General features: G+C 65.8%; 10 protein-coding genes. 4 read left to right on the top strand and 6 right to left on the bottom strand.

All coding sequences use genetic code 11. The annotated features are described in order from the left end of the window. Positions 1-2,633: winged helix-turn-helix domain-containing protein (locus tag ACRDU5_RS23555; RefSeq protein ID WP_526617403.1), on the bottom strand; the 2,633-nt coding region annotated here is incomplete at its 3' end. A gap of 289 nt (positions 2,634-2,922) precedes the next feature. On the opposite strand from ACRDU5_RS23555, the gene dinB reads away from it, so the two are divergent. Beyond that, positions 2,923-4,128, top strand: coding sequence for a DNA polymerase IV (gene dinB, locus ACRDU5_RS23550; protein ID WP_526617402.1), 1,206 nt, complete (start codon positions 2,923-2,925; stop codon positions 4,126-4,128). Here the strand turns inward: dinB and ACRDU5_RS23545 are convergent. Genes ACRDU5_RS23545 through ACRDU5_RS23535 form a run of 3 tightly spaced genes read right to left on the bottom strand, consistent with a single transcriptional unit; the run spans position 4,125 to position 6,499 of the window. After that, entirely contained in the window at positions 4,125-5,129 is a 1,005-nt protein-coding gene (locus ACRDU5_RS23545; protein WP_526617401.1) for a PHP domain-containing protein, read from the bottom strand. The genes dinB and ACRDU5_RS23545 overlap by 4 nt on opposite strands. A 17-nt stretch (positions 5,130-5,146) precedes the next feature. Then, on the bottom strand, positions 5,147-5,722 hold the full coding sequence (locus ACRDU5_RS23540) for a TIGR03086 family metal-binding protein (RefSeq protein ID WP_526617400.1): 576 nt from the start codon (positions 5,720-5,722) through the stop codon (positions 5,147-5,149). Positions 5,723-5,752: 30 nt separating this feature from the next. Next, on the bottom strand, positions 5,753-6,499 hold the full coding sequence (locus ACRDU5_RS23535; RefSeq protein WP_526617399.1) for a potassium channel family protein: 747 nt from the start codon (positions 6,497-6,499) through the stop codon (positions 5,753-5,755). A 53-nt stretch (positions 6,500-6,552) separates the two neighbouring features. Here ACRDU5_RS23535 and ACRDU5_RS23530 point away from each other — a divergent pair, with 53 nt between their 5' ends. The 3 genes from ACRDU5_RS23530 to ACRDU5_RS23520 all read left to right on the top strand — a co-directional run bounded on the left by ACRDU5_RS23530 (position 6,553) and on the right by ACRDU5_RS23520 (position 10,230). Continuing rightward, positions 6,553-8,049, top strand: a complete 1,497-nt coding sequence (locus ACRDU5_RS23530) for a potassium/proton antiporter (protein ID WP_526617398.1) — start codon at positions 6,553-6,555, stop codon at positions 8,047-8,049. A gap of 24 nt (positions 8,050-8,073) precedes the next feature. After that, entirely contained in the window at positions 8,074-8,928 is an 855-nt protein-coding gene (locus ACRDU5_RS23525) for an LLM class F420-dependent oxidoreductase (RefSeq protein WP_526617397.1), read from the top strand. Positions 8,929-9,450: 522 nt separating this feature from the next. Then, positions 9,451-10,230: an alpha/beta fold hydrolase gene (locus ACRDU5_RS23520; protein ID WP_526617396.1), complete on the top strand. Its 780-nt coding sequence runs from the start codon at positions 9,451-9,453 to the stop codon at positions 10,228-10,230. Here the strand turns inward: ACRDU5_RS23520 and ACRDU5_RS23515 are convergent. Beyond that, positions 10,220-10,987: a polysaccharide deacetylase family protein gene (locus tag ACRDU5_RS23515; RefSeq protein WP_526617395.1), complete on the bottom strand. Its 768-nt coding sequence runs from the start codon at positions 10,985-10,987 to the stop codon at positions 10,220-10,222. The two genes, ACRDU5_RS23520 and ACRDU5_RS23515, sit on opposite strands and share 11 nt — an antisense overlap. A gap of 137 nt (positions 10,988-11,124) precedes the next feature. Then, a partial coding sequence (gene gltD, locus ACRDU5_RS23510) for a glutamate synthase small subunit (protein ID WP_526617394.1) occupies positions 11,125-12,114 on the bottom strand: 990 nt, incomplete at its 5' end.

The following is a 12,114-nucleotide window of genomic DNA, read 5'->3' as shown; positions in this document are numbered from 1 at the left end:
GCTCGGACCTGGTCGATTTGGTCGTATGCGTAGTTCGCCATGGCGGCGACGGTCATCGACTTCCCCTCGCGGGCTAGCGATTCGTAGGTCTGGTCGCCGAGGACATCGCGCAGGTGAGCGACCGCGGTGCCGAACTCTGCGAAGAAAGGAAGGGCACCAAGCGGGCTTGTGACGGCGAACCCGGCGATGGTGGCCGCCGGCTCGTATCGTCCGAGCCGGTCGAAAAGCGCGGCAAGAAACAACAGCGGCTGCGGAATCATGTAGGTGTTGCCCGAGTCGTGATAGTTGCCGATCGCCGCGGTGAAGTAATCAAAGGCTGCAAGTGGGTCACCGTGTTCGGCCTCGACGCGGCACAGTAAGCCCGCAATGACTGAACGCGCGGCGCGGTTGCCGCTGTCTTGAGCGATCACCACGCTCCGGCGCAGGGCAGCGAGCGAGCGGACGGGATCGGTGTCATGGACGGCCATGCCCCAGGCGCCATGCGCCCAAGAAAGCACAACGGGGTTGCCGGTTGCCTCGGCGGCGTCGATCAGACCGTTCGCGGCCGCCATTGCGTCGTCATCTGAGCCTGTAATCGACAGAGCGATGATGAGGTTCGCCGTGACGTACGCATGGGTATCCCCGCGCGAGAGCTGACCACGACAACACCGAATCCACCGTTCCGGCTGGCCGACGCCAACGTAGGCACTGCCGACGATGCCTTCGGCGAAGTGCGGGACGTGGTCGGTTCCATCGCTGATCGCCGTCTCGGCGGCCTCGGTGTAGCGAACACCCAGATCGATCCGCCCGGCCATGTAGGAATTCGATGCCACCACATACAGGGCCGTGAGCCGGGGGTGGTCGATGGCGCGTGCCGGCTCGATGAGCTCTTCGGCCCACGCGATCGGTTCGTAACTCTCAGTCAGAAAGCCGAACCATGCTGCGTAGGTCGCGATTGGGGCGGCGACATCCAGATCGCGCTGGTCGGCAGCCCACCGAAATGCGGTGCGCAGGTTGGCCAGCTCGACGGTGAACCAGTCATAGGCATCCCGCTGTCGCGGGCTGTCCCACACGGCGAGGATGTCGGCTTCGCGCCCGGCGAAATAGCGGGCATGCGCTGCCCGAACAGTGTCTGTCTCGCCGCGGCCGACGAGTTGTTCCTCGGTGAACTGGCGGATGGTCTCCAGCATCGAGTATCGGGTCCGCCCCGCCGACCGGTCGGCGACCAGTAGCGACTTGCGCAACAGGGCGTCCAGCAGATTGAGGACGGCGTAATCGTCGGTGTCGTCGGATCCGGCTACCGCGCAGGCGCTTTGGAGGTCGAATCCGCCGGCGAACACCGAACACCGTGCCAACAACGACTTTTCGGTGTCATCGAGGAGGTCATAGGACCACGCCACCGCTTGGCGCAGCGTCTGGTGGCGCTCCAATCCGCGTCGTGGCCCCACCAGGAGTTTGAAGCGGTCATCGAGACGATCGCGAACCTCGGTCGCCGTCATTGACGCCATCCGCGACGCTGCCAACTCGATCGCCAACGGGATTCCGTCGAGGCGACGACACACATCCTCCACGGCGGCCGTCTCATCAGCCGAGGCACCCGAAACGACGCTCTGAGCCCGATCGACAAACAACTCCGTGGCCGCGTCGACGTCCAGCGACGGCACCCGCCACAATTGCTCGTCAGCCACACCGATTCCCTCACGACTCGTTGCCAACACTTTCACCGTCGCCGAGGCAGCGAGGATGGCCTCGATGAGAGCGGCGGCGCTGTCCACGACGTGCTCACAGTTGTCGAACACCAACAGCCGTGACCGGCCCTCCAAGGCCGACGCCACAGACTCGCTGACGCTTTTGCGCGCTTGTTGAGTGATGCCCAACACCGCCGCGACCGCGTCGGGTACCGCTGCAGGATCGGCGACGGCAGCCAGCTCGAAAACCCACACCCCGTCGACGAATTCGTCGGCCACCTCCGCGGCGACTTCCAGCGCAAGGCGGGTCTTGCCCACCCCGCCGACGCCGGTCAAGGTCACCAACCGATGGGCATGCAATGCCGCGTGGATATCGGAGACCTCGGTGTCGCGCCCGATCAAACTTGTCATTGCGGGCCGCAGGTTCCCCGGATTCGACTCGATTCCCCGCAATGGCGGAAACTCCGTCTCCAAGCCCGGCGCTTGCAGCTGAAAAACCGTGATCGGGTTCGGCAGGTCACGTAACCGCCGCGGCCCCAGATCCAGCAGGTCAACCCCGCTCAGCAGCCCGGCTGTCGAGCCGGCGACCAGGACCTGTCCACCGTGCCCGGCGGCCATCACCCGTGCAGCCCGGTTGAGCACAGTGCCGAAATAGTCGCCGTCGCGCAGTTCGGCTTCGCCCGTGGCGAGTCCCATCCGCACTGGCAACTCAAGTGCCCGCTGCGCAGCGACCGCGGCATCGACTGCGGACTTCGGCGAGTTGAACGCGGCGGCCACTCCATCGCCGGTGTGGCTGAATAGGAAGCCTTCGTGTTTCTCGATCGCGTCGCGCAGCGCCGCGTCATGGGCCAAAAGGGCCGCCCGCATCGCATCCGCGTCTGACTCCCACCGACGGGTCGAGCCCTCAATATCGGTGAACAGGAACGTCACCACCCCCGAAGGCAGTCCCCCTGCGGACACCCGCACAGGATGTCACGCATAGCCCTTTCCCCGGGGCCAATCGCTACTGACTTTCGAGACTCTCGTAACTCGTCTCACCCCACGCGTGTGCTTGAAATACACGTTGTCGGCAGGCAATGAGACAGTTCCTTGAAGGGATTACAGCCGCGGCTCAAGGCCGCGGCGGCTCGGTCCCAAAATCAAAGCTCCTACGTCGAAGACACCCAAGGTAAGGACCGTGGTGCAGTCACAGATCCCAGCGGACGACCCTCGTCCTCTACATCGCGGACAGGATCAGATCGACCCTAGGGAACATATGTTCGTGTCGGGCTCGGCCAGCATCCTGCACGCGGACCTGGATTCGTTCTACGCATCCGTCGAACAGCGTGACGATCCCGCGCTGCGCGGACGGCCGGTGATCGTCGGCGGCGGCGTCGTGCTGGCGGCGAGCTATGAAGCCAAGGCCTACGGCGTGCGCACGGCGATGGGCGGGCGCCAGGCCCGTCGGCTCTGCCCGCACGCCCTCGTCGTTCCGCCGCGGATGTCGGCGTACTCGCGGGCCAGCGACGCCGTGTTCGAGGTATTCCACGACACCACGCCGGTCGTCGAGCCGTTGTCGGTCGACGAGGCCTTCCTCGACGTGTCGGGCTTGCGCCGGGTGTCGGGCACCCCCGTGGAGATCGCGGCGCGGCTGCGGGCGCAGGTCCGTGACCGGGTTGGCCTACCGATCACCGTCGGCATCGCTCGCACCAAGTTCCTCGCCAAGGTCGCCAGTCAGGAGGCCAAGCCGGACGGGCTGCTGCTGGTGCCACCCGATCGCGAGTTGGCGTTCCTGCATCCGTTGCCGGTGCGACGGCTGTGGGGTGTCGGCGTGAAGACCGCGGAGAAGCTGCACGCGCACGGCATCGAAACGGTGGCCGATGTCGCCGAACTCGGCGAGTCCACGCTCGCCGCCATGGTCGGCGGTGCGATGGGCTATCGACTATTCGCGCTGTCGCGCAACATCGACCGCCGCCGCGTGGTGACCGGGGTGCGTCGCCGTTCGGTCGGCGCCCAGCGAGCGCTGGGACGGGCTGGCAACACCATGTCCGCGGCCGAAATCGACGCCGTGGTGGTGAATCTCATCGACCGGATCACCCGCCGGATGCGCAAGGCCGGCCGCACCGGGCGCACGGTCGTGCTGCGGCTGAGGTTCGACGACTTTGGCAGGGCCACCCGGTCGCACACCATGGCGCGGGCGACCGCGGCGACGGACGTCATTCTCGACGTCGCCCGCAACCTCGTTGAAGTGGCCGCACCGCTCACCGCCGAACGGGGCCTCACCCTGGTCGGGTTCGCGGTGTGCAACATCGATCGCGACGGCGCCCAGCAGCTGGAACTGCCGTTTGAGGAACACGCCGACACTGTCGCCCTGGACGACGCTGTTGACCGGGTGCGCCAGCGGTACGGCAATACCGCGCTCACCCGCGGGGTGCTGCTGGGCCGCGATCCCGGCCTGGAGATGCCGCACCTGCCCGACTAGGACGCCGTCCAATCCAAGAGCTTCTCGGCGGGCCAGGTATTGACGATCCGTTCCACCGGCACTTTTGCGTCCATTGCGCGTTGGGCGCCGTAGCCGAGGAACTCCAGCTGGCCGGGAGCGTGCGAGTCGGTGTCGATGGAGAACAGGCAGCCGATCTCCAGAGCCAGGTTCAGCAGCCGGGTCGGCGGGTCGCGGCGCTCGGGCCGCGAGTTGATCTCGACCGCGGTGTCATGGTCGAGGCAGGCGGTGAACACCTTCTCGGCATCGAACTTCGACTCCGGACGGATACCCCTGCCACCGGTGACCAACCGGCCGGTGCAGTGCCCCAGCACGTCGGCGTGGCCGTTCTCCACCGCCTTGGTCATCCGGCGCGTCATCGCCGGGGCATCCATGGCCAGCTTGGAATGCACGCTGGCCACCACCACATCGAGCCGCTCGAGCAGCTCGGGCTCCTGATCCAGCGATCCGTCCTCGAGGATGTCGACCTCGATGCCGGTCAGGATCCGCAACGGCGCCACCGTCTCCCGCAGCTCGTCGATCACATCCAGTTGCTTGCGCAGCCGCTCGGGCGACAGCCCGTTGGCGATCGTCAGCCGCGGCGAATGGTCGGTCAGCGCACAGTACTCGTGGCCCAACTCCCGTGCGGTGAGCATCATCTCCTCGATCGGCGCCGATCCGTCGGACCAATTGGAATGCACATGCAGGTCACCGCGCAGCGCTGCCCTGATCTCCCCGCCACCGAGATCCTGCGCCGCCGAACGTAATTCGACGAGCGCATCGGGCTCGCGGCCCGCCCATGCCTGGGCGAGGACCTTTGCCGTCTTGGGTCCGATACCGGGCAATGACTGCCAGCTGTTGGCGGTGCCGTGGCGTTCTCGTTCGGCCTCGCTCAGCCCTTCCACGATATCGGCGGCGTTGCGGTAGGCCATCACCCGTCGGGGCTCTTCGCGGGCCCGATCCTTGTAGTAGGCGATCTGGCGCAGCGCGACGACCGGATCCATGGCTCCAGTGTGCCCGGTCAGGGCGCCCGCCAAGCGGGATCCCGACCGCTCAGTGCGATGATCCGGTCCAGCACCGGCGCATCGTCGGGGATCGGCACGGCCGGCCCGAACAGGCCTTCAGTGGGACCCTCGGCGGCGATCGCGCTCACGTGCGGCAACACTGTGTCGGCGGTTGCGGTGTCGATGTCGTAATCCTGTCCGGTCGCGGCCGCCACGTCCCAGCCGTGGACCACCACCTCGGTCAACGCGATCACCCCGCCGAACTCGCCGGGGAAGTCGACACCGCCCGCGCGGGTCATGCCCTGCCACGCATCCGGGTCATGCCATGCACTCGCGAGCTCTGCCAGACGCGCCGGGTATGCGGTGCGCCAGTCGTTATCCAGCGGCTGCGCACCCTCCTTTGGAGGTGTATCGGTCAACGGCCCGAAGTCCTTGCGCGCCGCGGCGGTGAACGCGAGTGCCAGGCCGCCGACATGCGCCACCAGCTCATTCACACGCATCTTCTCGCACGGCGTCGGGGTATTGAGCTGTTCGTCGGTCACGTTCGTCAGCACGTCGGCGGTGCGCTGGCAGGCCGCAGTCAAGTCGATCATGTGTGTACTGACCGGCGCGACGACCGCAATTCATCGCGTCCGATCGCGAAGCCGCCTCGTGGCACCGTGAACAAGAGCCCGGACCTGGTCCTCGTCGGCACCGCCGGCGAAGAACAACATCTCGTCGTCCGCCTCGAACACGTCATCCGGTTTCGGGAGAATGATCCCGCTGTCACGAATCACGATGGCCAGCGCGGTGTTCTCCGGCAGCGGTAGGTCGCGCACGCGCTTCCCGACCAATGGATCGTCCGCGGGCAGTTTCAGTTTGGCCAAGCTCACCTGGCCTTGTCGGAGTTCCATCAATCGCACCAGGTGGCCGATATCGATAGCGCCCTCGATGGCCGCAACCAGTGCTCGTGGCGCAGAGACCGCGACATCGACACCCCACGCCTCGTTGAACAGCCACTCATTGCGCGCGTCGTTGACCCGCGCCACCACCCTGGACACCCCGAACTCGGTCTTGGCCAACAGGGCAGCCGTGAGGTTCACCTTGTCATCGCCGGTCGCCGCGATCACCACGTCACACATCTGCAGTCCGCTTTCTTCGAGCGAGGCGAGCTCGCACGCGTCGGCCAGCAGCCACTCGGCATTGGGAACCGTATGCGGTTCGTAGTGACGGACGTTGTGCTCGATCAGCAGGACCTTGTGGCCATAGGCCAGTAATTCCCGGGCGACGGACCGACCGATCGCTCCGGCACCGGCGATGCCGACGCGCATCATCTGATGCTCGTCAGCGCGGCTTGACGCCTCGGTGGACCGCCTTCTGACTCGGAACACGAAATAAGGTTAACTGCACGTCAATCCACCCAGCGGTTCCGAACGGGGATGAAATGACCTTGCAGCAGCTGTATCTGGTGCTGCTGGCCGGTGGGCTCGTGCTGCTGGCGAGCATCGTCGCCACCCGGGCGGCCAGCCGGGTGGGCTTACCCAGCCTGCTGCTGTTCCTGGGCGTCGGCGTCATCGTCGGCGAAGACGGGCTGGGACTGCATTTCGACAATTACCTGCTCGCCGACCACCTCGGCACGGTGGCGTTGGCGGTCATCCTCATCGAAGGCGGCCTGACGACGCGGTTTGCCGACGTGCGGCGGGTGTTGGCACCCGCGGGCATGCTGGCCACCCTCGGTATTGGAATCAGCATGGTGGTCACCGCCGCGGGGGCACACCTGCTGCTCGGAATCGAATGGCAATTGGCACTTCTCCTGGGCGCCGTCGTTTCCGTGACCGATGCCGCCGCCGTTTTCTCGGTGCTGCGCATCGTGCCGTTGCCGCGCCGTGTCGCGGGGCTGCTCGAGGCCGAGTCCGGATTCAACGACGCCCCCGCCGTCATCCTGGTCCTGATGTTCAGCGTGACGCCGCTGGAACTGTCCCCGGTGCACGCGCTCGGCGAGTTGGTCTACGAGCTGGGTGTCGGCGCCGCGATCGGGTTAGGTTGTGGATTTCTCGGTTCAGTCGCCCTGCGCCGCATCGCCCTTCCGGCATCCGGTCTGTACCCTCTTGCGACCTTCGGGCTCGGCATGGTGGCATTCGCCGCGGCAGGTTCCGCGCACGCGAGCGGGTTTCTCGCCGCGTATCTGGCCGCGGTTGTTCTGGCCAATTCCGGACTACCTCACCGCTCGGCCACCCGGTCGTTCGCGGAAGGGCTCGGTTGGCTGGCACAGATCGGCTTGTTCGTCCTGCTTGGCCTGCTGGTCGACCCCAGCGACCTCGGTCAGGAATTGGTGCCTGCGATCGTCATCGGATTCGTCCTGCTGTTGCTCGCCCGGCCGTTGTCGGTCTTCGTTTCACTCACCGGATTCCGGATTCCCTGGCGCGAGCAGGCGTTCGTGTCGTGGGCCGGTCTGCGGGGTGCCGTCCCGATCGTGTTGGCGACGTTTCCGATCGTCGGAGGCGTACCCGACAGCATGCGCCTGCTGAACATCGTGTTCATCCTGGTGGTGGTGTTCACCCTGGTGCAGGGGCCCACCCTGCCCGCACTTGCCCACCGGTTGGGACTGATTCCGAAGGAAGCCACCCGCGAGATCCAGGTGGAGGCGGCTCCGCTGGACGTGTTGGAGGCCGAGCTGTTGACGACGACCGTGCAGCCGTCGTCCCGGTTGCACGGAGTCACGGTGCTCGAGCTGCGGTTACCCGACCCCAGCGTCATCACTCTGATCATCCGGAACGGTCACACGTTCGTTCCCCAGCCCGAGACGCGGATCGCGGCCGGTGACGAGGTACTGATCGTCACCACCACCAAGACGCGCACAGCAGCCGAACGCAGGCTGCGCGCGGTGAGTCGCCGCGGCAAACTCGCCTATTGGTTCGACGAGTACGGCGAAGCGGACTGACCTGGCGGGACTAGGATCGATGCAGTGCGCTTCGCTTTCAAGACATCCCCGCAGAACACCACCTGGGCCGACATGCTGGCGTTTTGGCAGGCGGCCGACGACATCGACGTCTACGAGTCCGGCTGGACCTTCGACCACTTCTATCCGATCTTCTCCGACTCCACCGGCCCCTGCCTGGAGGGCTGGATCACGCTGACCGCACTGGCGCAGGCCACCAAGCGGCTGCGAGTCGGCGTGCTCGTCACCGGCATCCACTACCGCCACCCGGCGGTGCTGGCCAATATGGCCGCGGCGCTCGACATCGTCTCCGACGGCCGGCTCGACCTGGGCATCGGCGCGGGCTGGAACGAGGAAGAGTCGGGCGCCTACGGCATCGAGCTGGGCTCGATCAAGGAGCGCTTCGACCGGTTCGAGGAGGCCTGCCAGGTGCTCATCGGCCTATTGAGCCACGAGACAACGAGTTTCGACGGCAAGTTCTATCAGCTCAAGGATGCGCGCAACGAGCCCAAGGGTCCGCAGCAGCCCCATCCGCCGATCTGCATCGGTGGCAGCGGCGAGAAGCGGACACTGCGCATCACGGCGAGGTATGCCGATCACTGGAACTTCGTCGGCGGCCCGCCCGAGGAGTTCGCGCGCAAGCGCGACGTGCTCGCCTCGCACTGCGCTGACATCGGGCGCGACCCCAAGGAGATCATGCTGTCCGCGCACGTCCGGCTGGACCCGGATCGCGACTACGCCAAGGTGATCGACGAAGCCGGTGCGCTGGGCAAGGAAGGACTGGACCTGGCGATCGTGTACCTCCCGCCGCCCTACGATCCCGCGGTGCTGGAGCCGCTGGCCGAGACGATCAAAGACTCCGGGCTGACGACCGCGTCCTGAAAGTTGTTGCCGGAGCGACAATTAGCAATCGCAGGCCGCCGCGGCTCAGCAGCAAAGTCGAGTGACGGTAACGAAAATATAACGGTTAGGCAAAGACAGGATCACAGGACGGCGGCGCGTCGTAACCAGCGTGGTCCACAGTTGCTATACGCCGTACCGAAGTAGCTCGTCGGGGGTGATCAGCCGCTCTGCCTTGGCCGGGAACTCACGGCACCTTACCGGGTGGCGGAAGAATGACCAGGCGATTCGACTCACGCGCGAACGTGACAGCGGGTTGAGGTACATGTCGATAACTCCTGCGGTATAGCAATAGCTGAACCAGGGCCTTACGTTACCGCAGTGCCCTCATGAAGTCATTAGATACCCGACAACTGGCAAACAGAATTAGGCGCGCCGGGCAATCATCAGATGATTTTATTGAGTCAGAAGTGACTAATGGGATCCGGTGATTCGGACCATTTGCCGTACTGACCGAGCACATCCTGTCCAGCGATTACGATCACCCGGGACGGGGGAGGCACCATGACCGTTCGGCAGTTCGAGCATCACACCGATGGCATCGACTGGTACTGCGAACAACGCGGTGACGGGCCGCCCATCGTGCTGGTGCCCTCCGGGGAGGGCGACTGTTCATCGTTCGAGAAGGTGGCCGCCGCGCTCGCCGATCAGTTCACCGTGCTGACCTTCGATATGCCGGGTTTCTCGAGAAGTACCGTACGAAGCCCCGACTTTGTCTCGGCGCCGCTACTCGCCGACCAGATTGCCGAGCTCGTGCGATCGTTGGGCTGTCATCCGGCCACCTTTTACGGCTGTAGCTCCGGAGGGATGGCCGTGCTCGATCTCGTCGTCCGGCATGGTGCTTTGGTACAGAAAGCAATCGTCCATGAAGTGGCAGACACCCGCGCAACCACACTGTTGGGCGACCTTGCGTCCCAAGATGATCCGACCATTGTCGAGACCTGCCGGTATCTCTTCGCATATGTCATGAACGACGACGCCGCAGCGTGGGAAGCGCTGGGAGACGAGTTCCACGCGCGGCTCGCCACGAACTATGTGACGTGGGTTCGACGATATGTCGCCCCCGGCGTATTGGTGGAACACTCATCCGCGGACCTAGCAGGCAAGCCGATAACGTGGACGATCGGCGGGCTGTCTCCGGCGGGCAGCTTCCTCGACAACGTCGTACTCGCGACGCAGGCGGGTCTCTGCGTTGACGCGTTGATGTGCAAGCACTTTCCTCAGGTAAGTGCGCCGGACATGTTGGCACAACACGTTCGGACCAACGCGGCCGTCACGGCTTGAGGAAGACGTCGTTGAGCGTGACGGTGCGCAGTTCGCGCGCGCGGATGATCTCGACGAGTTGGCCATAGACATGGGTGACCGGCAGGTGGTTCAGATGCCCGATCACGATGGCCTGCGGGGTGAAGTTCTTGTTGGCCGCGTTGAAGATCTCCCGCTCCGGGATCACGACGTGGTCCTCCAGCGAGCCCGACCACAGCGTGCCCGCGGTGTAACCGAGCTCGGCGGACAGCTTGTCGACGTGCGCATTGTGTTGTCCATACGGCGGCCGGTAGTACGGCCGCGCATCGATGCCGTAGGTCTTCCAGAGGAAGCCGTGGTTTCTTCGGAGCTCTTCTGCCACATGGGTCAGCGGCAGCTTCGTCAGATCGGGATGAGACCAGGTGTGGTTGCCCAGCTGGATTTGGCCGTCGTCGACCAAGGGGCGCAACATGTCCCGGTTTTCGGTCCACGACCGGTAGATGCCGTTGACGAAGTACGTCAGCCGCACACCCGTGTCCTTGGCGAACTGGGTGTAGAGCCGCACCACATCACTGCTCACGCCGTCATCGACGGTCAGCGCCAGCAGATCACCGTCACCGGGCAGGCTGGTGAGCACACCGCCGCCGGGTAGCGGAACGCGTGCCTCACGTGGGGGCGGCGGCAAGATCCTTGGGGTTTGTTCGGCGGCGACCTGTGCCGGTTGTGCGGACTGCGATTGCCCGCCGGTGCTACACCGCGACAACCCGATGGCGCCGAGGGTGACCACGGAGAGCGCCACCAGGAAGTGCCGCCGGTCCAATGCGGACCCGGCGGATGGGGTTCTGGTGCGGCGGTAGCGAGTGGCAGGCAAAGCGGAACCAGTCTTGACTCGACCGGGTGCGAACCGGCGCAGACACGCCGGGTGGCCGGCCCGCTCTAGCGCTGCGGTACCGCGGTGGGTTTGATCGGGGCAGGTAGCGCAGTTTTGCCCATCAAAAGGCGATCCACCCCGGCGGCGGCGGCCCGCCCTTCGGCGATCGCCCAGACGATCAGCGACTGGCCCCGGCCCATGTCGCCGGCAACGTATACGCCGGGCACCGAGGTGGCGAAGTCGTCGTCGCGGGCGACATTGCCACGATCGGTGATTTCGACGCCCAGGTCGGTGAGCAGGCCCTCCCGCTCGGGGCCGACGAAGCCCATCGCCAGCAGCACCAGGTCGGCCTCCATCTCGAAGTCGGTGCCCTCGAGCTTCTCGAACCTGCCGCCGGCCATCTTGACCTCGTGTCCGCGCAGCCCGGTGACCCGCCCGTCGCGACCGGTGAATTCCTCGGTGTTCACCGAATACACCCGCTCGCCGCCCTCCTCGTGGGCGCCGGACACCCGGAACATCAGCGGGTAGACCGGCCACGGGGTGGAGTCGGCTCGGGTGTCCGGCGGGCGCGACATGATCTCGAACTGATGGACGCTGACCGCCCCCTGGCGGTGCACGGTGCCCAGGCAGTCGGCGCCGGTGTCGCCGCCGCCGATGATGATCACCTTCTTGCCCTTCGCGGTGATCGGCGGCTCCCCATCCTCACCGAGCACCGGATCGCCCTGCTGCACCCGGTTTGACCACGGCAGGTACTCCATCGCCTGATGGATTCCGTCCAGGTCGCAGCCCGGGATCGGCAGGTCGCGCCATGCCGTTGCGCCGCCGGCCAGCACCACCGCATCGAATTCGGCGCGCAGTTCGTCGGCGGTGATGTCGACGCCGACGTTCACGCTCGCGCGGAACCGGGTGCCCTCGGCCTCCATCTGCTCGAGCCGCCGGTCGATGTGGCGCTTCTCCATCTTGAACTCCGGGATGCCGTACCGCAGCAGGCCGCCGATGCGGTCCTCCCGCTCGAACACCGTCACCGAGTGACCGGCGCGGGTGAGCTGCTGGGC

It is taken from the genome of Mycobacterium sp. (assembly GCF_050701515.1).
GTDB lineage: Bacteria > Actinomycetota > Actinomycetes > Mycobacteriales > Mycobacteriaceae > Mycobacterium.
Note: the sequence above shows the minus strand (reverse complement) of the source record. Positions and strands in the feature narration are given on the sequence as shown.

Excerpts from the sequence above, each read along its gene's own strand:
- ACRDU5_RS23545 (WP_526617401.1), bottom strand. The coding sequence starts at position 5,129 with ATGGATCCGGTCGTCGCGCTGCGCCAGATCGCCTACTACAAGGATCGG.
- ACRDU5_RS23530 (WP_526617398.1), top strand. The coding sequence starts at position 6,553 with ATGACCTTGCAGCAGCTGTATCTGGTGCTGCTGGCCGGTGGGCTCGTG.
- dinB (WP_526617402.1), top strand. The coding sequence starts at position 2,923 with ATGTTCGTGTCGGGCTCGGCCAGCATCCTGCACGCGGACCTGGATTCG.
- ACRDU5_RS23520 (WP_526617396.1), top strand. The coding sequence starts at position 9,451 with ATGACCGTTCGGCAGTTCGAGCATCACACCGATGGCATCGACTGGTAC.
- ACRDU5_RS23540 (WP_526617400.1), bottom strand. The coding sequence starts at position 5,722 with ATGATCGACTTGACTGCGGCCTGCCAGCGCACCGCCGACGTGCTGACG.